Raw genomic sequence first — 19,792 nt, 5'->3', positions numbered from 1 at the left:
GTACATGGCGTGGTATGAATACTTATTTGAACAAGTGTTCAAAAGTCTTGCGCTAAGCTGGTTTATTAGCTAATGTTTAAATTTGAACGACTGTTCATGGCTTGATGATTAATAGCACACCATGAACAAGACGGGTTAGTAAATTAGGCGAGGAAAGGCAAATGGGTACAGAGTATACCCCACCCAAAGTGTGGACTTATGACAGTAAAAACGGTGGCGAGTGGGCGAGCATTAACCGTCCGGATTCAGGTGCAAGGCATGAACAAGCTTTACCTGTTGGTGACCACCCTTTGCAGTTATATTCGATGGGCACACCCAACGGCCAGAAAGTGACAATTATGCTAGAAGAGTTGCTGGCTGATGGGGTATCAGAAGCTGAGTATGATGCCCATTTGATTAGAATTGGTGAAGGTGATCAGTTTTCTTCAGGCTTTGTCGAGGTCAACCCAAACTCAAAAATCCCCGCATTGGTTGACTACTCGTTAGAAAAGCCAATTAATGTCTTCGAATCTGGCGGTATCTTGCTTTACCTTGCTGAGAAGTTTGGTCATTTTATTCCCCAAGATGTAGTCGCCAAGGCCCAGGTCATGAACTGGCTGTTCTGGCTACAGGGCTCTGCACCGTATCTGGGCGGTGGTTTCGGTCATTTCTATGCTTACGCCCCTGCAAAGTTTGAATACCCGATTGATCGTTTCACCATGGAAGCCAAGCGTCAGCTTGATGTACTTGATAAGCAGCTAGCCAAAAACGCCTTCATTGCCGGCGACGAATACACCATTGCCGATATGGCTATCTGGCCGTGGTACGGCAACCTGGTGCTGGGCAAGCTTTATGATGCCGCAGAATTTTTGCAGGTTGAGCAATACACTCACGTAGTGCGCTGGGCCAAAGAAATTGATGCCCGTGCAGCGGTTCAGCGCGGAAAAATAGTCAACCGGACCTGGGGCGAGGAGTGGGAACAAGTCCCTGAGCGCCATACTGCCAGTGATATAGACGAGGTGCTAAAGCTCAAGCCTTAGTCTATGAAGCCCCAGCGAAAAGTGAGTACTTATCGCTGGGGGTAATTATTGGATGTGCAGTAAATACTATTACTGTTTTTTCAGTTGCAAGTAACTTAGCACTGAAAGCAAGGCAAAGAAGGCTGGATCACTCCAGCCAAAGCCAACGAATATCCCCGAGACACCAGCATAAACCGTGATAATGACGCCAAGGACGTTGTTGACCAGCAAAGCGATAAATAGCTTCCTGGCGATATCACCGGGTTCAATATCCCTCAATAGGAGACTTACTGCGGCGATACCACCAAGGAAGATGCTCGTATGCTGAGAGAGGAAATACGCATATTGGTCATTGATCTCTACGCCGTACATAGGCCACATTAGGCTAGGTACAAAGAACAGTACTAAGGCAAAAATTAAGTAGATAGCACCGTGTAGGGTTAAAAACATTTTGTTGCTCATGGCTGCCTCACTAATTAATCGGGCCTTTATTGATTGAGGTGAGCGGTTGGTTGATATCAAAAATCTGCCCACGTACCTCTGCTACTCCCATTTGTTGCAAACGGGCAGTGTGCATCTCAAGATAGGCCTGTGCGCTAGCTGCGTCTTCGAACAGGTAGATACCACCACCTAATTGATCGTTTTCACTTTCAGTCCATATTTTCCAGATCATCCCCGGTTCATTGTTAATCGACTCAGCAAGCCCAACCAAGGCTTGGGCCATCTCATCGCCGAATGGGCCGTTAAACTCAAAATCAACCTGTAGTAATTTCGCCATGGTTATATCTCCACATTGTTGGAAGCCGGACGGTTTGGCTTTTATGTTTGGTATGGGCCTATTCTTGTCTATATAAAATAAACAGAAAAGTTCATAATATTGCGGTTTACTGTGGAATATTTAGACCAATGAGATTAAAAACCACCCTGGATCAATGGCAGACGCTATTGGAAATTGAGCGTGCGGGCAGCATACAGGCCGCGGCCACAAACATGAACAAAAGCCACACCACGCTGATTTACGCAGTAAAAAAGCTTGAGCAACAACTCGGGGTATCATTGCTTGAAGTGCAAAAACGAAGAGCGGTACTGACCGAAGAAGGTAAGTCGCTGCTACGTAGGGCCAATGCCATGTTAGAGCAGGCGCGTGAGCTGGAAGAAATGAGCGAACAACTTTCAAGGGGCATCGAGTCAGAAATTACGATTGCGATTGACCACCTTTGTGACCCTGCTTGGCTCTATCAACCTATGGCCGCATTCTTGGCACAGAACAGTATGACATCGATTCAGGTTGTGGAGACTTCATTGTCGAAAACTAAGCAAATGGTCACTGATGGGCAAGCAGATATTGCCATTATTAATATCCCAATTACCAACTATCCGGCTGAGGCTTTTGGGATGACGACCATGGTCCCCGTGGTTGCTGCTCATCACCCTTTGTCACAAAGAGAGTCTCTTTGTTTCAGTGAGTTGGCTTCGACGAGCCAGATAGTTATCCGTGATCTGGGCGGAGAAAGCGACAAGAACACTAAGCAAGATATAGGTTGGCTCAAGTCGCGGCAGCGGATCACTGTCGATAATTTTGATCATGCCTTTTTGGCTGTAGAGCAGGGAGTAGGGTTCTGTCGCTTACCAGAACACATAGTGAAAAGTCGAGCGGGTGAACGCATTAAAGTCCTCTCTATCGAAAACGCTGAACGTTACCAAGTTCCCCTGCACCTGACGCTGCCCAAAGGTGTGAAAACCGGACCGGCAGCAAGATATTTCTATGAGCTGTTGTTAAATACAGCAAGGAATAGGACAGAGCCGAAATGACATGATTGATATCAAATCCAGCTCTGCGCAAATTCATGTACAACTAAGTTGCTTGTTCGTTAACCAATTCAAGTAGCACCTGCTTATAGGTCTCGATCTCTTGCGCCCCCGTCAAGGCACTGGTGCGATTGAACACTACAGTCGGTACTGCTGATACCCCAAGTTGCTGCCACTCTGCTTCTACCGAACGGATTTCATCACGGTGTGCCATATCTTCCAGCCTTGATTGGGCGGCCTGCCTGTCTAATCCAACAGTTGCCACTTCATCGAGCAACACTTTCCTGTCGGAAACATCCTTTTGCTTACTGAAAAACGCGCTGAACAAGCCCATTTTCAGCTCAGTCTGTTTGCCATATTCCTTGGCGAACTCCAGCAAGACATGAGCATCCAAGGTGTTGACCATTTTCATCTCATCGAAATAGTTGAAAGTGAAACCGTGCTCAGCACCCAGTTTGGCAATTTTTGCCCTTGCTCTTTGACTGTCCTCAGGGGTTGAACCGTACTTTCTTGCGACGTGCTCGCGGAGGTTTTCTCCTTCAGGCGGCATATCCGGGTTAAGTTCAAACGGTTGCCATTCAATATCGATGCGATCTTGCATGCCCAACTCATTGATGGCTGCCTCTAGGTGTTTGTAGCCGACAAGACACCATGGGCAAACCACGTCGGAAACAATGTCGAGTTTAATTTTCTCTGCCATGCTTAGTCTCACTTTTTCTGCCGGCATCGCATCTTCGTTGCGTAGGGCTTAAATTAATGCCGGGTTGCCTTTTGGTTGAGTTTTAATATAAGTGGGTTTGAATGATTGTTCAAATTTATTTTGAGTGATCGTTCAAGGGGGTTAAGACTAAGACTTTTGTTGTTTTTTACATTCAGGCTGCTTCTTCAGTTCGGCTAACCAGCGCCGGTGGTAGGATTGGATGTTCCTGCTGGTGATATATTTGGTCAACCATGTCATGCCACCGCGCTGGGTTGATTCGGTGAGGATCAGGCAGCCTTCATCGGTGGGCTCTATGAGCCATGCATGGTACATGTCGACATCACCGCATTTGCCCTTCCAGGCTAGCCGCTCATGGGGGATAAACTCAACGACGGTGCAATCAAAATGGAGTGTTCTTGCTCTCCACCGGAAGATGCTGCCTTTGTGCAATTCAACACCATCACCATTGAGGATTTGTACTGAGGTCTGGGCGCGTCCCCACTGCGGCCAGCAAGGGGCGTGGGTGAGACTAGACCAAATGGCATCGGCCTTCGCAGGGATCAGTGTTTCGTTTCTGACATGAAGCTGGGCATTCTTGGGGTGGTAATACTCAGGCCAATGGATTTCCTTGCTGGTTGTCATCACGTACGTCTTTTGTAATAAGGTCTTTAAAGACTAATACGGATAATGCGATTTCACTAGTTGGCTTGGAAGTAGTGATTAGCCTGAGGGCGTTATTCCTTACGCAAGTATTCCCCTGGTGTATCACCAAATTGTTTTTTGAAGATGGAGACAAACGCAGACACCGAATCATAACCACACTCGATGGAGACACTGGTTACAGTCCTACCGGACTCCAGACGGTTCAAAGCTTCAAGCAGTCTGGCTCGCTGCCGCCATTGCTGGAAGGTCAGCCCGGTTTGTTGTTTGAAGAGCCGGCTTACGCTCCGGCCAGATAGCCCAACTAACTCACCCAGTTGCTCGATATCCCTTTGCTCATCAGGGTGGTGTTGGAGAAGCTCGGCAATGGTCGCGAGGCGTTTATCGCTCGGTATAGTCAACTGGGTAGAGGCCGAAGGAAGGTAGGCAATTTGGTCGACGAGTACCTGTGCCAAACGGCCATCAGCGCTGTCACAATTGTAGTCGGCTGGAAGGGCACAAAATTGCAGGGTTAGCTCACGTACTAAGGGGGTTATGCTGCATACTCTTGGTTCCGTCCACGGTAAGTCTGCAAGTGCATCGGTTTCGATATACAGGCTGCGCATTTGCGCCGCGCCATTGGAAATCACCTTGTGTTCAACGCCTTCGGGGATCCAAATTGCAAACTGTGGCGGGGCAACATACTGGCCTTGGCGGGTATGGACGATGAGCATCCCTTCTACTGCATAAGACCATTGCCCCCAGTTATGGGTATGCCAGTGGGTTTGACTGCCTGATTGTTGCCAGTTTTCGACTCGCGCATAAACGGGACGGGGAAGCTTGGATAGCGAAGGCACTTGACGGTGTTGTCTTTGGATGACTTTGCTTACCTGTTTGTTCATGTTCGTTTGCCTTTGCAGTTCCATGAGTGACTCGATGTTAGGGCTACCGCTTTTATCGGGGAAATTGCGGGCTAGTTTGTCCTGTTATCGATAAAAGTTATCTTCTTTGCGATAGCAGGAAAACATGGTCAGCGTATCCTATTAGGTAGAAATTGCCAATGGATGGCAGGTTGTCTGGCGATCTTTCTGAGGTTTAGTTGGGGCAGCAACTGGATATGAATAGGTGAATCAAGTGGTAAAAAAAGTCATAAATTATTTCAAAAAAGAATGGTTTCTATCGGGGATGCTCGTTGCTGTAGCGCTGGCCGCGCTGATGCCTTCAGTTGGTCAGTCGGGCGGTTTGCTGCACTTGGATCAAGTGACCGCAGTCGGCATCGCGATTATTTTCTTCCTCCACGGTATTGGCCTCTCGCCACAAGCGATCAAGGCGGGTATCACCAATTGGAAACTGCATATCTTTGTCCAGAGCGCGACGTTTGTCGCCTACCCTTTGCTCTGGCTAATTTTCGGTAATGTGTTCCATGCCATGATGCCTGCTGCACTGGCTTTTGGTTTTTGCTATCTGTTTGTGTTGCCAAGTACCATTTCATCATCGGTGGCAATGACCAGTGCGGCCAAGGGTAATGTTCCGGGAGCGATTTTCAATGCGTCGCTGTCCAGTGTGCTCGGTGTACTGATCACCCCTTTGTTGATCCAATGGTTTATGGGCATGGATGGTGTCGAGATGGATATTCTTGATACTGTGATTTCAATTTCTTCCATGCTGCTGTTGCCAATGATTGTTGGCCAGCTGTTGCGGCCCGTGTTGCTCAAGTTGCTGGAAAAGCGCAAGTCTATTATCAACAAAATTGACAAGTGGGTGATCCTGCTGATTGTGTTTAACGCGTTTAGTGATTCGGTTAAAGATGGAATCTGGATGGATTTTGCTATCAGTACCTTGGCAATGACCTTATTTGCAACGACAGTCATTCTTCTTGTGGTGGTACACAGCATGCAGTGGATCGCACGTAAGGCTGGCTTTAACCGTGAAGATGAGATTGCCGCTGTATTTTGTGGTACTAAGAAAACGCTGGCTGCTGGTGTGCCGATGGCCAAAGTGATTTTCGGTGCAAACCCTATGTTGGGCATGATGTTGCTACCGATTATGTTCTATCACCAAATTCAGATTTTTTACTGCGCCATTTTGGCTAACCGTTATGCCAAAGAAAGCGAGCACGAAGAGCCGGCACCCGTTAAACAAGCCGCCTAGCTTCAAATATTGCTCAAACGCTTAAAACAGCCTCTGCATGTGGCTGTTTTTTTATTGTTCAGTCAGCCACATTATCAATAGCTTCATTGCCGCTGATTGCTGGTTATTTGGATACACCAAGTAATAGCCTTTACCTGAAGCGACTGTTTTCGTATTGGGCATCATCAGACGCTGGCTGTCTAAATCTGGTTTGGCGAGGGTGACATCACCGATTGCAATACCGAATCCTTGTAAAGATGCGCTAACGGCTAGATCGAGTGTGGCAAAATGCTGGTTCTGGCTGGCAAGCGCTGAATGGGCATTATCTGTTTTGTTTAGCCATAATTTCCAATCTCTTCTATCTGGTGTTGCATGCAGCCAAGTGTATTGGCTCATTGCATCGGCAGACACCTCCTCTTCATTACTTGTAATCATCTTTGGTGAGAACAGTTCAGGTGAACACATGGGCGCGAGGATCTCCTCGAACAACACGTTCGCAGTCAGTTCAGTAGACTGTGGTGCGTGTCCGTAGCATATGGCGGCATTAAAGGGTTCAGTCGAGAAATTTACACTGTGGTTGATGGCGGATGTCAGTTCGACATCAATCTCGGGATGGGCTTGCTGAAAGGCCATCAGTTTGGGTAACAGCCAAGTTGTGATGCAGCTCGGTGCTTTTAACTTTATCAGGTTCTCATCGGCACGGACTTTTGTCACCGCATGCTGGATTTGATTGACCGCTTTTTCAATGAGCGGGAGAAACTCCTTTCCCTTGTCGGTAAGTGCTAACCCCCTGGCTTGGCGTTGGAATAAAGGGATCTGTAGCCTATTCTCCAACGCTATGATCTGCCGACTGATAGCGCCTTGGGTGAGATTCAGCTCCTCTGCAGCTCTGGTGAAGCTGAGCGTTTTCGAAGTCACCAGAAAAGCTGTCAGCTCTTTGGTGGTAGGTAAATCCTTCATTGGCTAAATCCTTTTTGAGCTATGAGGCTTTTTCATGGCTAGTATGCCGATTTATCGATTCCTTTATCAAGAAGAAACTGCATATAATGATTTTACATTCTCAAATTGTGATTATTTATGCTTCTTTGGTTGAGTTTATTGAAGCATTTTCAATGAATGGAGTCATTAGATGAAATCACTGGCCGAAAAAATTGCGCCTGACACTATAAAAAAACTCATACCCTACCAGTCGGCACGGCGAATTGGGGGGAACGGTCATTTGTGGTTGAATGCCAATGAGCTTGAATCCAGTTGTCGGTATGAAGGACAGCAAGGTGATTACCAGCGTTATCCCGATTTTCTACCCGATCAGCTAGCCAGTGCGTATCTGAAATATTGCCAAACTCATACCGAAGTTATTGGATGCAATGCTGTTGCCGTTCGAGGGGCGGATGAGGCTATCGATTTGTTAGTTAGGACTTTCTGCCAGCCTAGTGTTGATAAAATCATGGTGTGCCCTCCGACCTACGCGATGTATGAATTCTGTGCCGACTCCATTGCTGCTGAAACCATCAAGGTCCCCCTTCTGCCTAGTTTTCAGCTAGACATGGCGGCGATAAATGCACAGCTAGATGATGTGAATATCTTGTTCTTGTGCACGCCCAATAACCCAACGGGTAATATCATTTCGCAGGCTGATATCATTTCATTATTGGAATTCGCGAAAGATAAAGCGCTGGTTGTGGTTGATGAGGCTTACATTGAGTTTGCGCCGCAAACGACAGTTGTTGGGCTTATCAAGCAGTACCCTAATCTGGTGGTAATAAGAACCCTGTCAAAAGCATTTGGCCTTGCTTCAATACGGTGCGGCTTCTTGCTGGCCGATGAGAGTGTGATGGATTTGGTGACGCGGTTAATTGCCCCTTATCCTATTGCAGATCCAACCGCTGAAGTGGCACTTGCCGCATTGACAGAGAAAGGCATCAAGCAGATGAATGCCCAAACTGATGAACTCATTACGGTAAGGGAATGGTTTGCAGGCGAGCTCAATCAGCTTGAAATTGTTGAACAGGTTTTTTGCTCATCAACTAACTTCGTGCTGGTGAAGTTCAATACTCCCACTTGTATGTACCAATACCTTTGCAGCAAGGGGATTATTACTCGAAATCAGGTGCATGAGCCAGCATTGTCCAACTGTGTAAGGATCACTATTGGCTCTAAAGACAGTATGAGTGAAACGCTTCTTGCCCTAAAAGAGATGGAAGCAGAGAAAATATAAAAGGAACTTATGATGAAGAAAACAATGACATTGGCTCTAGTAATGGCTTCTCTGGTCTCGGGTTCAGCTCTAGCCGCGCAAAAGCCTGTTCGACTGGCTTCGGATTTCACTTACCCTCCGTTCAATTACAAAGACGCATCGGGGACACCGAAAGGATTTGATATCGAGATTGCCGATGCGCTTTGTGCAGAAGCAAAACTGAACTGTGAGTGGGTGTCACAGAGCTGGGATGGACTGATCCCATCACTGTTGGCACGTAAGTCTGATGTGATCATGGCTTCAATGCGAATTACTGATGAACGTAAGCAACGCGTGCTGTTTACCGATAAGTATTATCAAACCCCAGCCCGTTTCGTAGCAGGCTCTGAAGCAGGTATCACTATTAGCGAACAAGGCCTAGAGGGTAAGAGAATTGGTGTTCAGCTGGGGACTATCCATGATCGCTATGTCACCGATAAATTTGGCGATGTGGCTAATATCCGCCGCTATAACGGGCAGGATGAAGTGTATCTTGATCTGCAGAGCGGTCGTTTAGACGCGGTTTTTGGTAACTCGGATCAGCTTGCTTTGGCATTCTTAGAAAAAGAGCAGGGTCAAGGTTTTGAGTTTGTTGGAGAAGCGGTTACTGATCCCGCCTACATTGGAGAAGGTACCGCTTTAGCGCTGCGCAAGAATGACAAAGCGCTTGCTGAGAAGTTTAACCAGGCGATTGCGACGATTAGAGCCAATGGCACATACGACAAGATTGCCGCAAAATACTTCAGCTTCGATATCTATGGTGAGTAGTTACCGTTGAAGTATAGACATTAAAGAAAATCCCCGATTGGGGATTTTCTTTTTTTTTGGGAGTAATGGAGAGGTAATCGGGGGGTTAATGTGCTGCCGCTCTTTGTTGATGTATCCACTTAGGCCCAAAGGTATTGATGATGGTCGCGAGTACGATAAGACTGATCCCAATGACTTTATTGGTCTCCAATGTTTCATTGAAAAAGCTGACTTGCCAAATCAGCGCAAACAGTAAATTGGTAAAAATCAAAGGGGCCAGCTGAGAGCCCGTTGATACCAACTTATAGGCTTTTGCGCGGAACATTTGGGTACTGACGATGCTTATAGCCAGTGTAATGAGTAGTACCAGAAGCATATTGGTATCAAAAGGATTGGAGGCAATCAGCAGACTGTCAGTGGTGAAAACTCTCACCGTCGCGACAGGAAATATGATGATTGCAGCCAACATAAAGCACCATCCATTCAGGGCCGCTGGTGGTAGATCAGACTTTGCTCCCTTGAACAAAGTGACTTGTGAGAGAGCATTGAACCCGCCTGCGGCTAAACCAATGAGCAGCTCAGGCCTTATTTCGATGCCTGCGGGGTTACCCGCTTGCAGCAAAACTCCGCAAAAAGTCATGGCTAGGCAGGCGAGAGTGAGGCCTTGAATCGGCGTGCGGTACATCAGTATTTCTAACACAGGAATGAACAATGGCCCGGTGCTGAATAGCACCACGCTTTCAACCAGGGTTAATTCGTTTAATGCGACGAGAAAACAGAGCTGGCTGCCGACAACGCATAAGGCTCGGATGATAATTGGTCGGCTGTTGTGCTTATTTGGTATTACCCAGCCAGAACTTTTTAGCATGAGTAACATAATGCTAGCAGGCAGGAAGAATCTCAGGAAACCGAGTACTTCGGTACTGAAACTCTCTGTCAGTAATTTTCCCATAAGGCCATTAAACGACAGGCTGAAAGTGGAGATAAGCATAAACATTACGGGCCTGAGGTCTGTCGGCATAAATGTGAACTCCTAATTTGGTTAAGGCGTAGGTTTTTAGTGGTATTTGCTACTGCTGGTGTTAATTGCTCTGAATTTTTTTGATGGTGGAGCTAGCTGTAGAGTTTTATATGGTTTGATTTTAGGTTGCTTGTATCGAGGAAAAAAGCGAGTAATACTGACCAAAACTGTTAGAAAAACTTACATATGAGAAAGCTGGTTCCCCTTAAGGCAATTTATGCTTTTGTTGCCGTTGCGGAAACCGGCAGCATGACCGATGCTGCCGAGGTATTAAGCGTCAGCCACTCGGCTGTCAGTCAAGCGATTAAGGCACTGGAATCCCAGCTTGATGTCAGTTTATTCCGCAGGGTAGGACGACGGGTTGAATTGAATCCCCTTGGCCGCAAGTACTACCGCAAGGTTGCTCCGGCTCTGGCACAAATCGTTGAAGCCAGTGAGGCGATAGCCCGCAAGAAGCCAAGTAACCGTATTACGTTGAACATGGTTAATTCCTTGGCCTTGCACTGGTGGATCCCCCGTGTTCCGGACTTTAATGAATACGCCCCTAATATCGATATCCGTATCTCCAATATCATTCATGCCTTTGATTTGGAAAGAGAAGGCGTTGATGTGGCTTTACTGCATGGTAAGACCGATGAGTGGCAGGATTATTACTGTGAAAAGCTCGGCGATGATGAGCTTATTATGGTGTGCAGCCCGCACCTACTGGAAGGAAATCAACAGGCAACACCTAAGCAGTTATTGTCAAAGTATCCAGCTATTTTTGCGACCAATCCACGGCGACAAAATGACTGGCAAGTATGGTGCGAATATAATCAGCTAGCAGTGCCGAGCCAACAGAAAAACTTAACCTTTACCGCGTCGGTGCAAGCCGTTCAGGCAACCATTAGAAGGTTGGGGGTGCTTATTACCCACAAGCAGTTTGTCCGGGATGATATCAAGCACAATATGCTGGTACAGGTTGGAGAGCCAGTTTTGAACCCATATCAGGAATTCTATTTTGTCTGCTTGCCGGAAAAGCTGAAAGAGGAAAGTGTGCTGGCATTGAGAAACTGGTTTCGAGCCCAGTTTAGTGCCGACTAGTGGTTAGTCTTTTTAGGTGGAAATCGAAGTGATTGCGGTCAAAGGCTAACTTATTTAGCGTTTGCTGAAAAAGAACGCCCACCTTAACTTGATGTCATAAAAGTGGGCTTTGGCTTATTTAATAATTGCTTCGGTCAAAGTTCCTAGAGCACAAAAAGAGACTAAATCTTTTTCCAGGGATCGCCTTTTGTCGGCTCGTTGCCTTGTGACCACCATTTAGCTTCATAGTTACCACCTTTATAGCTAACCTTATCTCCGGCCAAATAGACTTTAGATGTATCCCAAGCAGGGTGAGCACCACCCACTGGCGGTTCGGTGGGCGGATCTATCGGGCCCAAGCTATCAACCACTTTGACTTTCGGCCAGCCGGCGTGTGATTCATAGAGGTTGGCAACACATTTCTCGTAATCCCCTTCTACCAAGGCCGAATATGCCGTTTGGTAGCCGACCAGTTTACATTCAAACGACACGCCTCCAGGTCGGTCGGCATGATAAGTCCAATCGCCGTCCCAGTTGGTGTACAGGACATCGGCCGCACCTTGCAGGTTCAAGCTGCCATAAGGGGTTTGTTGCCAGCAGGTATTTTTCTCGTCGCTAGGAATAGGGATCTGGTAGTAGTTTGATAGCCCTTCCCAGTAGCGGATACGGTTGACCGGCTGGCCTTTGTCCTTGTTGTGTTCACCACACTCAATACCGCCATTAATGATATTGATAGTGGTACCAAATCCATAACCAATACCGGCGTCGCTCTCCAGCTGCGACGGTGACCAGGTGCGGTCAATGACATGGAGCATCGCAGGTTTTGGCGCTTGCGGCGTTAGGAAGAACCAAATGGCAGATGCTAGGTTTAGCCAAGAGTCAGCAACCAAGCCCGGGTTATTTAAGAGAACCCTCGCATCACCATCAAACATGACTTCAGAGAAGGCACCGTAATTGAAGTGGTAAGAGAGCTGTTTGGCGCCGCGGCCAAAATACCCTTGCCCATCCGAGCATGGCCATTTCTTATTTTGCCAGTCGTTTTGCCCGCATCCCGTGGTATATCCAGGCTGACCTTCGGACCAGCCCATTTCACGAACGTGTACCAGAGACTGTTGCCACTCTTCCAAACCTTGTGGATTATCCCAAGTGTTATCAACCGCAATATGGCCACCGGTTTCTTGCGCGAAGTGGGCAAAGGCCGTAATGATTGATTTCTTACAGATAGCGTCGGCATCTCTACCGTCAGAGTAATCGCCACAGAACGCCGGGAATTTACCAATCGCTCTTAGGAAGCGGGTATAGGTATATTCGGGTGCAGCCATCTGGGTGAGGTAGTTCCATTCGGTCTCGGGAAATACTTTTTCAGCACGGATAACGTTAGCCGGGTTGCTTGCCAGACCTGGCTGTATCGCGTCAACCTTGTCATTCGATAAGGTACGGAGGGCATCAGCCCATATAGCGTACATAGGATTGGCTGTTTTAGCTTTCTCGGCCGCTAACACATCGGCGCGCAGTACCAAATAGCCTCCTGGCGTGTCGGGGTCTGGTTGGATGGACATTGCAAAACTGCTGGCTGATATCGCACAGCCAAGCAAGGCGAGGAGAGATTGCTGTTTCAACATATCGTTAATCCTTTAATCCAGATTGTTGTCTGTAAGTTGTGCTAATACATGCCGATCCTGTGTGACTTCTGGTGTTGACGGTATCGCTCAACAAGGCTCAGGAGTGTGCATGAGCGTCATAGGTATGAGTCGTCCCATCTGCGAGCACAATATGTAATGCACTTACTGGTATACTATAAAGTGATCTTTGGGGAAGGGTGAGCACTTCTGGAGTAGTCAGGTGGACTTCTTAAGCGGTGTTTTTTGGTGTAATAGGTCGCATGATCGGTGTTTTATGAATTATTTATCTGGTAAGGGGCTCTCAAACCCGTTGGGTTAGAAACTATATCTGGCTGTGTGAAAAGTGAGCAATTTTGCGTTGTGCGAGTCACTTCAGCTTGTTTTTGTTAGGAGGTGAAAACGTGCTGGATGTTTTGGATGCTGTGTCGAGGTTGAGCTGGAGGCAAATAGAAGCCCACAAGGCGTGTTAGCAGTTGTGGGCTTGTGGGTTTGTGGTAGTAAGTTAAATCAAATGAAAGCCAAGATAGGTGATATACACAGCAAGATACCTGTCGCGATAATCATATATGTTGCTGGGCCTTTGTACTTGTGCAGCGATGGTACTTTGTACACAAGGTATGCCGGGATCAAGCACCCAACCAAGCCGAATACTGGGCTGCAGATAGAAGTGAATGACAGAATAGGTGCATTCAGGGCAATCGCTGACCATGCCAGTAGAATAATGAAGGTGATAACGCCTTTGTTTACCCACTCCTTGTTGATCTCTTCTTCTCTGTACTTGCGAAGCAAAATGTTCATTGCCAAGCCTTTACATGCTTCTCGGAATGCAAGGAACACCCCGAAGAATGAAGTCACTACTGCAAAGATGTTTATCACAATGCCTGCCACTGTTGCCCAACTGCCTGAGTAGTAATGGGCAATGATAGCTAGCGCAGAGACATTCTTGTTCATTGCATCCATCGCTTGCTCTTGGCTGATGGCAAAGGTAAACGAGATAGCGAAGAAGAACACAATTACAAACAGAATACTGAAGGCAACTTTCATGGCACGGGTTGCCTTGTAGCGCGCCACTTCGATGGATTTCTCATGCGAGCGGTATGAAATTACCATTGGGCTCAAAGACTGGATAAATAGGATTGAGGTCAAAGTAAATGGTAGTGTGATAATGGCATCTTTGAACATTGGCAGGAACTCGCCGACAGCTGGGATATTATCGAAATCCCAGCGGGCGACCAGCAGCAAGCCCATTACCGCAACGAGTGATAGTACTGTGACAGCCATAAAACCGGATAGTTTGAACAGTAATTTCTCACCTTTACTGCCAATGAATGACAGTGCGCAGATCAAGCCCAGCCCGTAGAAGGCATTTTCATTCAGATAGCCTTCTGTTATTCCGAAAGAGTGGAGGTAGGAAGAACTGTCGTTAGTGACTGCCAGCGAATAAACTAGCACCCAAATCACCAACATGATGAAGTAGAGTACGCCGAGGGCAATGCCCCAGTTCTTTCCGAGGTAACCAGAAATGATGGCCGGATAATCGGTACATTCTTTTGATTCGGCAAGGGTATTAATAAAGAGTTTTTGGAACAGATACATGGCTGGATAGCCAATGATAGAAGAGAGGAGAAATACCCAAATGCCCATGATACCGACTTGTACGGGCAAGAATACAATCCCTGCACCGATGGCCATGCCGATACTCATGACGACCCAGCCGATATCCACACTGTCGAACTTGATGGCTTGTTTCCATTCCGATTCGGTCATGCCTGCTTTTATATGCGGAGGGAGATGTTCGGGGGTGCCGCTAAGGATTTCTGTTTGCGTGCTCATAGCTACTCCATGTAGGGTTTATTATTATTACTTTGTGGCTTAAGTGCTTGATGTATTAGAAATCAAAATTGAAATGCAGCACCAAGTACCTAATAGTTGGAAACTTTGTGCAGGCATAATAGTGCTAGCTGCTGGAGAAAAACATTCTCACTTTTCGCTTAAATAAAGAAAAACGAGCATCTTTTTATCTTCTTTTGAAGAATGCAGAAATGATTTTTCGGGCTTTGATATTTGTCATGCAAAGTGTCAATAAAACTAGGCATGCTTCAAAATTCCAATAAAATGTCAGCAATTTCATTGTGGATTTTTTCGCGATAAAACATGCCTGACTTCACGTTCTTCGATATTTCTAACTAGGTTATCAATACAAAACCTGGGTTACTCTTGGTTTTGGGTTTTGAAATCGAGTTTGTGCGAGCTATCAATAAGGAATGATTTAGTTACCCAGTGAATAGATTATTATTGGTTAATTACCGAGCTTTTTATATAAAGCGGGAACATTCCCAAACACTAGCGCCAAATGTGATCTGTCCGAGTTTTTAGTAACGTAAAACAGCGTAAAAGCAGCAATAAGAATGTTGCTGGTGAATAATATTGGCTTCTTTTTTACTGGCGTTGCCGGATTGATAAGGTGCAGATCCAACATGGCTTTAACCGAAAAACAGAAGATGATCACGGGTAAGATGTATCAAGCTTGGGATGAAGAGCTTGTCGCAGACCGCCAAAAAGCAAAGAAGCTATGCTTCTCGCTAAACCAAACATGCCCAACTGAGAAGGACACCCGTCAGGCGTTAATCAACGAGTTGTTGGGAAAAGAAACCGATGCATGGATAGAGTCTCCATTTAACTGTGATTATGGCTATAACCTGAAGGTGGGGAAGGGCTTCTATGCTAACCACGGTTGTACCATCCTAGATTGTGCACCGATCAACATTGGTGATAACTGCTTATTGGCACCGGGGGTAGTGATTGCCACTGCTGGTCATCCGCTTGATCCTGTTGAGCGCGCTTCCGGTGAAGAGTTTGCTAAGGAGATCACTATCGGCAATGACGTTTGGTTCGGAGCGAATGTTACCGTCTGCCCGGGGGTGACTATTGGTGATAACGTGGTTGTTGGTGCAGGAAGCGTGGTGACGAAAAATTTGCCAGCTAATACGGTGTGCGTAGGTTCACCAGCAAAACCTATCCGTACTCTGACGATTGAAGACAAGCAATCAGAAATGATTTAGTCTCAATAATCTTGAATGGGTTCTGCTGCCCGGTTGGTAGCGCTAAGCACAGGTTTAGTACATCAGTTCAATAATTGGGCAGTGGAGCCATTCAGAGACACCAACGGCAAGCGTGGGGAAGGTAATTAGCATCCCTGCAACAGACCAAACAAGCTTCTGAGTGTTCATACTCATTCCCTAAGAAAGTATTCATTAACTTATTAATTGTAATTAATCGACGCAAAAAGTCCTGCACTTTGACAATGATTTACTTTCGTCGGTGACCATTGGCTACGCTGTTTCGGGTTTTGGTTATTTCTTAATACCCATAGATAACGGTTATCAGCAGGCAATAAAACAAAGGAGCTTTTCAGCTCCTTTGTTTTAGTTGATGAGGGGGGGACGACGAATTAATTCTTTTTGGTCAGTAGGAACTGGTTATCACTGCTGACTACGACATTGTGCTTAAGGAAGTTCTTGCCCAAAATCATACTGTATTCAAACCGGCTGCGGTCTCGCAGGTTAACATTGATTTCCTTTTCCATCCCATCCAAGTTCACCGTCATCTTCACTACATAACGCGTGCTTGGCTTTTCACCTGCTCGGGCCTTAATGCGCATGGTTTTTACGATTTCGCGGGTGTAGGTTTTTTTATCGCCCTGATGGTTACTGTATGTAAAAGTGACCATCTCCTTGCCGTTTTCGGTGAAGGTTTCAATATCGGTTGCATGCATGGAGCTAACATCAGCACCGGTATCCAATTTTACCGGGAACTGCATCTTGTCCATTTTCAGTTGTTCGATATATCCCGCGTGTCTTGGGGCTTGTTTATCGAGCAGTTGAGTTGTCCGGGTATTGATGAGCAGTGCTCCTGGGACTAGATCGGGACTGATTTCTAATTGGCTGTACGCGCTGTCTTCTTGCTCATGTGTCTCAAGGGCAATGTCACGAAGCAACATGGATGAAGGCAATGAAATCTCTGTTCCGACAATAGGGCGAACTTGGTCACCCACACGGATCTTTCTCTTGAGCGGCTTGTCCTGGCGGTGGGTTTTACCATCAGCATCCTTGATGGTGTACTGGATCATCCGCCCGTACTCTGTTCTCTGTTCATCAATCTGAGATACCTTTAGCAGAGGCGTTTTAATGATCCCTGATGGTCCGGCATTGATGCTTACACCATCTATTTTGACGGTCTCTTCACTGCTTATCATCAAGATGGAATCGTCTTTGGCCATGGTCGAGATAGGGGCCAAATCTGACTTACCCAAATAGCTTGCCCCTAGGTTTACCACAAAGTATTGGTTGAGAGCTTCTGTTCCGAGACGAAGCTGGCTGTGGTTTTTTGATCTGTCTTTGAGGTATACCTGAATGTACTGCTCAGAGTCGCCTAGCTTCACTGGCAGGTAAACCATTGGCCTTTGGGCATTGCTAAAACGTAGCATGCGGCTCAGTGGCTTGGTGATGGTCTTGCGGTTTTTGTCCCGGCCTTCCAGGGTAAAGGTCACGGATTTATTTTCTTCATCGACCTTGATATCGAGCGCATGGAGAATACTGTAACGGCTATCAAAAGAAGTGCTGACTTCAAGCGGCAAAGCCTCAATAGACGCTTTTTCTTTGCGGCCAATAATATGCGCATCAGGCTGTGCCTGAAGGTAATCAAATCCAGCATCAACCCATGCAGTATTACGCAGGAACGTTTTACCAATCAGAATTGGGTACGAGAAACGATCACGGTTAGTGAGGTTAACCTCGGTACTCACTGTTTGGCCTGCGATAGCCAGATCGAGCTCAACTACAGGGCGGGCCAAATGACCATCTCCCCGGCTTTTTATCATGGCTAGGCGGAAAAGCGGTTTCTCAAGGCGGATCAGCTCACCGGTATAAGGGTGCCTGATATCAAAGCTCACCATGATATTGGTTTTGTCTTTTCGATCTCGAAGTTGAGTACTGCCAAGGGCGTCGTATTCAACGGCGATAGCATCAAGCAACTCGTCACCTTCTAAACCTTCAAAGGCCGGTTCATTGGTGGTAATGACGAGATTTTCGGCATGGATAGAGGTTGAATCTGCTCCGGTATCAATCTTGGCTGGAATACCAATATTATCGAGTGAATCAATGGCAGGAAAATAAACGAGCTCGGTACGACCTAAGACGACTTTGTCGTCAATCTGGCTGCGGCTTTCGAGAATGCTTTCATACTGGGTGTTTTGCGCCATGGCGGGTGAGGCGGCAAAGGCTGCCAAGCACAAGGTGGTCAACAGTCGTAGGGAAGTCATAAGTTTCCTGTATCAATTCAGCGAAGGGAAATTCAATTGGGTTAAGTGTACTGTTTAAAGGCAGTGAGAATGTGGCTTATTGGCTGAAATTCAGCAGAGATTCAGTAAATCTGACAGAACTCTTGCAAAAGTTTGGTGGTAAAGGCTTTTCAATTAATTAACGGTAAAATTTATCCCCAAATAGCGTCTAGCGAAAAGGGGATAAATTTATACGGGCCTATGGCAAATTCGCGACACCATCAGCCATTTGGATCAACTTATCCAAAATACGCTCACCGTCAGCGCGAAGACCGTTGTGCTCATACTCGTTGGTGATCCAGGCTTTGCTGTTTGGTACGCCTTTTAGGGTCTCTAGTGAGTACTGCATCTCTACATACATATCGTCAGCATATACCGCGCAAGCGACTGGAACGGTGTTGTTTGCCAGCGCTTGTGGGTCATATAAATCTGCCCAATCAGTACGCTCTGCTAGGAGGTTGGCGGCTTCTTGCAATGGCTTGAGGCATTCAAACTGCTCGAACATCCAAGGATAGACCATTTCCCCGGTAAACTGGAAAGTATTGCCTTTCTGGTAGTTGAACTTCGGAAAGCTGTTACGTACCCGGTGAGCTGACCAATTCGATGCTGATTGTTGGCAATAAATGGACTCGTGCAAGATCGCATAGATAGGGTTGGTCTGGTAGCTTTGCTCAGCCAACATAGCGTTAAGAAAAGCGTAACTCAGGGTTTCTTTGCCGTTGGCTTCGACAAAGGCGTCTTCGAGCAGGTAATACATTGGCACATTGGCATTACTGCGGCCAAGGTTAATACCAATCATCTGGAACTGCTCAACGGTGAAGCGTTGCCCATTTGGTAAGCGGACATCGTTATCAAGCAGGTAATCGGCAATTTTCTGGCATTGCATCTGTGCCGACGGGAACTGGGCAAAGAATGCATCGTTCTTGTCCTGCACTCGCTGATAGGTCGCCTGATACACCTCATCAGCATGCCGAGTCAACGAAGGCACCCCGCCAGTGATGTATGCGCGGCTCAGGCTTTGCGGGTAGAAAGACAGGTAAGTTAGCGAGCAGAAGCCACCAAAACTTTGGCCTAGTGTTGCCCATTGTTTTACCCCGAGCTTTTCTCGAATGGTTTCGGCATCACGGACAATATTGTCTGCGCGGAAGTGGCTTAAGTACTCGGCTTGTTCAGGGGCTGACATGTGAGCCAACGTTTGATGGCTGATCACTGTGCTGTTGCCGGTGCCGCGCTGATCCAACAGTAGCACTCGGTATTGCTGCAGCGCACGCTTCAACCAACCTGAGCGGCTGTCGGGGCGAGGAGATGGAAAACCGGGACCGCCCTGGAAATAGACTAGCCAAGGTAAGTCATCATTTTGCCTTGCAAGATCAACTACTTCGCGGGCAAATACCGAGATGGTTTGTGCTTGTGGCAGGCTGTAATCAAGAGGGACTTCAAAAGTATGCTGACGGTAAAGCAAATCGCCGTCGATGAATGAGGTTTGCACA

General features: G+C 46.9%; 17 protein-coding genes and 1 pseudogene. 7 read left to right on the top strand and 11 right to left on the bottom strand.

What is annotated here, in order from left to right; genetic code table 11:
* Positions 1 to 161 precede the first annotated feature (161 nt).
* Positions 162 to 1,019, top strand: a complete 858-nt coding sequence (yghU, locus tag R2X38_RS15395; protein ID WP_317523188.1) for a glutathione-dependent disulfide-bond oxidoreductase — start codon at positions 162 to 164, stop codon at positions 1,017 to 1,019.
* Positions 1,020 to 1,088: 69 nt separating this feature from the next.
* On the opposite strand, the gene R2X38_RS15390 is transcribed toward yghU, so the two are convergent.
* Together R2X38_RS15390 and R2X38_RS15385 are read right to left on the bottom strand one after the other, a co-directional pair.
* On the bottom strand, positions 1,089 to 1,460 hold the full coding sequence (locus R2X38_RS15390; protein ID WP_317523187.1) for a hypothetical protein: 372 nt from the start codon (positions 1,458 to 1,460) through the stop codon (positions 1,089 to 1,091).
* 10 nt (positions 1,461 to 1,470) lie between these two features.
* The gene (locus R2X38_RS15385; protein ID WP_317523186.1) at positions 1,471 to 1,776 is read right to left on the bottom strand and encodes a monooxygenase; all 306 of its coding nucleotides are present in this window, start codon (positions 1,774 to 1,776) and stop codon (positions 1,471 to 1,473) included.
* 128 nt (positions 1,777 to 1,904) lie between these two features.
* Between R2X38_RS15385 and R2X38_RS15380 the strand changes: the two genes are divergently transcribed.
* Positions 1,905 to 2,810: a LysR family transcriptional regulator gene (locus R2X38_RS15380; RefSeq protein WP_317523185.1), complete on the top strand. Its 906-nt coding sequence runs from the start codon at positions 1,905 to 1,907 to the stop codon at positions 2,808 to 2,810.
* 43 nt (positions 2,811 to 2,853) lie between these two features.
* On the opposite strand, the gene R2X38_RS15375 is transcribed toward R2X38_RS15380, so the two are convergent.
* The 3 genes from R2X38_RS15375 to R2X38_RS15365 all read right to left on the bottom strand — a co-directional run bounded on the left by R2X38_RS15375 (position 2,854) and on the right by R2X38_RS15365 (position 5,048).
* Entirely contained in the window at positions 2,854 to 3,507 is a 654-nt protein-coding gene (locus tag R2X38_RS15375) for a DsbA family oxidoreductase (RefSeq protein WP_317523184.1), read from the bottom strand.
* A gap of 147 nt (positions 3,508 to 3,654) precedes the next feature.
* A complete protein-coding gene (locus R2X38_RS15370; protein ID WP_317523182.1) occupies positions 3,655 to 4,149 on the bottom strand; it encodes an SRPBCC domain-containing protein in 495 nt (164 codons plus the stop codon).
* Positions 4,150 to 4,241: 92 nt separating this feature from the next.
* Complete coding sequence (locus tag R2X38_RS15365) at positions 4,242 to 5,048, bottom strand: helix-turn-helix transcriptional regulator (RefSeq protein WP_317523181.1); 807 nt, start codon at positions 5,046 to 5,048, stop codon at positions 4,242 to 4,244.
* A gap of 232 nt (positions 5,049 to 5,280) precedes the next feature.
* On the opposite strand from R2X38_RS15365, the gene R2X38_RS15360 reads away from it, so the two are divergent.
* Positions 5,281 to 6,297 carry a bile acid:sodium symporter family protein gene (locus R2X38_RS15360; RefSeq protein WP_317523180.1) on the top strand — a complete coding sequence of 339 codons (1,017 nt, stop codon included), beginning with the start codon at positions 5,281 to 5,283 and terminating at the stop codon, positions 6,295 to 6,297.
* Between the two features lie 51 nt (positions 6,298 to 6,348).
* Here R2X38_RS15360 and R2X38_RS15355 read toward each other — a convergent pair whose 3' ends face one another.
* Positions 6,349 to 7,236: a LysR substrate-binding domain-containing protein gene (locus tag R2X38_RS15355; protein WP_317523179.1), complete on the bottom strand. Its 888-nt coding sequence runs from the start codon at positions 7,234 to 7,236 to the stop codon at positions 6,349 to 6,351.
* A 169-nt stretch (positions 7,237 to 7,405) separates the two neighbouring features.
* On the opposite strand from R2X38_RS15355, the gene hisC reads away from it, so the two are divergent.
* Both hisC and R2X38_RS15345 read left to right on the top strand, forming a co-directional pair.
* On the top strand, positions 7,406 to 8,494 hold the full coding sequence (gene hisC / locus R2X38_RS15350) for a histidinol-phosphate transaminase (RefSeq protein WP_317523177.1): 1,089 nt from the start codon (positions 7,406 to 7,408) through the stop codon (positions 8,492 to 8,494).
* Positions 8,495 to 8,506: 12 nt separating this feature from the next.
* Positions 8,507 to 9,280, top strand: coding sequence for an ABC transporter substrate-binding protein (locus R2X38_RS15345; protein ID WP_317523176.1), 774 nt, complete (start codon positions 8,507 to 8,509; stop codon positions 9,278 to 9,280).
* Positions 9,281 to 9,365: 85 nt separating this feature from the next.
* Here R2X38_RS15345 and R2X38_RS15340 read toward each other — a convergent pair whose 3' ends face one another.
* Positions 9,366 to 10,280, bottom strand: coding sequence for a DMT family transporter (locus tag R2X38_RS15340; protein WP_317523175.1), 915 nt, complete (start codon positions 10,278 to 10,280; stop codon positions 9,366 to 9,368).
* A 186-nt stretch (positions 10,281 to 10,466) separates the two neighbouring features.
* Here R2X38_RS15340 and R2X38_RS15335 point away from each other — a divergent pair, with 186 nt between their 5' ends.
* Positions 10,467 to 11,363 carry a LysR substrate-binding domain-containing protein gene (locus R2X38_RS15335; protein WP_317523174.1) on the top strand — a complete coding sequence of 299 codons (897 nt, stop codon included), beginning with the start codon at positions 10,467 to 10,469 and terminating at the stop codon, positions 11,361 to 11,363.
* Between the two features lie 173 nt (positions 11,364 to 11,536).
* On the opposite strand, the pseudogene R2X38_RS15330 reads toward R2X38_RS15335, so the two are convergent.
* Both R2X38_RS15330 and R2X38_RS15325 read right to left on the bottom strand, forming a co-directional pair.
* Positions 11,537 to 12,964, bottom strand: a pseudogene (locus R2X38_RS15330) (chitinase); the annotation flags it as partial.
* Between the two features lie 507 nt (positions 12,965 to 13,471).
* Complete coding sequence (locus R2X38_RS15325; RefSeq protein WP_317523172.1) at positions 13,472 to 14,797, bottom strand: hypothetical protein; 1,326 nt, start codon at positions 14,795 to 14,797, stop codon at positions 13,472 to 13,474.
* Between the two features lie 644 nt (positions 14,798 to 15,441).
* Here R2X38_RS15325 and R2X38_RS15320 point away from each other — a divergent pair.
* Positions 15,442 to 16,026, top strand: a complete 585-nt coding sequence (locus R2X38_RS15320) for a sugar O-acetyltransferase (protein WP_317523171.1) — start codon at positions 15,442 to 15,444, stop codon at positions 16,024 to 16,026.
* A gap of 389 nt (positions 16,027 to 16,415) precedes the next feature.
* Here the strand turns inward: R2X38_RS15320 and R2X38_RS15315 are convergent, their stop codons facing one another.
* Positions 16,416 to 18,284: a RimK/LysX family protein gene (locus R2X38_RS15315; protein ID WP_317523170.1), complete on the bottom strand. Its 1,869-nt coding sequence runs from the start codon at positions 18,282 to 18,284 to the stop codon at positions 16,416 to 16,418.
* Between the two features lie 217 nt (positions 18,285 to 18,501).
* Positions 18,502 to 19,791 carry an alpha/beta fold hydrolase gene (locus R2X38_RS15310; protein WP_317523169.1) on the bottom strand — a complete coding sequence of 430 codons (1,290 nt, stop codon included), beginning with the start codon at positions 19,789 to 19,791 and terminating at the stop codon, positions 18,502 to 18,504.
* Position 19,792 lies beyond the last annotated feature (1 nt).

The sequence above is a fragment of the Photobacterium rosenbergii genome, assembly GCF_033022775.1.
In the GTDB taxonomy this organism is placed as follows: Bacteria; Pseudomonadota; Gammaproteobacteria; order Enterobacterales; family Vibrionaceae; genus Photobacterium; species Photobacterium rosenbergii_A.
Note: the sequence above shows the minus strand (reverse complement) of the source record. Positions and strands in the feature narration are given on the sequence as shown.

Excerpts from the sequence above, each read along its gene's own strand:
- R2X38_RS15390 (WP_317523187.1), bottom strand. The coding sequence starts at position 1,460 with ATGAGCAACAAAATGTTTTTAACCCTACACGGTGCTATCTACTTAATT.
- R2X38_RS15370 (WP_317523182.1), bottom strand. The coding sequence starts at position 4,149 with ATGACAACCAGCAAGGAAATCCATTGGCCTGAGTATTACCACCCCAAG.
- R2X38_RS15365 (WP_317523181.1), bottom strand. The coding sequence starts at position 5,048 with ATGAACAAACAGGTAAGCAAAGTCATCCAAAGACAACACCGTCAAGTG.
- R2X38_RS15345 (WP_317523176.1), top strand. The coding sequence starts at position 8,507 with ATGAAGAAAACAATGACATTGGCTCTAGTAATGGCTTCTCTGGTCTCG.
- R2X38_RS15315 (WP_317523170.1), bottom strand. The coding sequence starts at position 18,284 with ATGACTTCCCTACGACTGTTGACCACCTTGTGCTTGGCAGCCTTTGCC.
- hisC (WP_317523177.1), top strand. The coding sequence starts at position 7,406 with ATGAAATCACTGGCCGAAAAAATTGCGCCTGACACTATAAAAAAACTC.
- R2X38_RS15335 (WP_317523174.1), top strand. The coding sequence starts at position 10,467 with ATGAGAAAGCTGGTTCCCCTTAAGGCAATTTATGCTTTTGTTGCCGTT.
- R2X38_RS15340 (WP_317523175.1), bottom strand. The coding sequence starts at position 10,280 with ATGCCGACAGACCTCAGGCCCGTAATGTTTATGCTTATCTCCACTTTC.
- R2X38_RS15320 (WP_317523171.1), top strand. The coding sequence starts at position 15,442 with ATGGCTTTAACCGAAAAACAGAAGATGATCACGGGTAAGATGTATCAA.
- R2X38_RS15325 (WP_317523172.1), bottom strand. The coding sequence starts at position 14,797 with ATGAGCACGCAAACAGAAATCCTTAGCGGCACCCCCGAACATCTCCCT.
- R2X38_RS15385 (WP_317523186.1), bottom strand. The coding sequence starts at position 1,776 with ATGGCGAAATTACTACAGGTTGATTTTGAGTTTAACGGCCCATTCGGC.
- yghU (WP_317523188.1), top strand. The coding sequence starts at position 162 with ATGGGTACAGAGTATACCCCACCCAAAGTGTGGACTTATGACAGTAAA.
- R2X38_RS15355 (WP_317523179.1), bottom strand. The coding sequence starts at position 7,236 with ATGAAGGATTTACCTACCACCAAAGAGCTGACAGCTTTTCTGGTGACT.
- R2X38_RS15380 (WP_317523185.1), top strand. The coding sequence starts at position 1,905 with ATGAGATTAAAAACCACCCTGGATCAATGGCAGACGCTATTGGAAATT.
- R2X38_RS15375 (WP_317523184.1), bottom strand. The coding sequence starts at position 3,507 with ATGGCAGAGAAAATTAAACTCGACATTGTTTCCGACGTGGTTTGCCCA.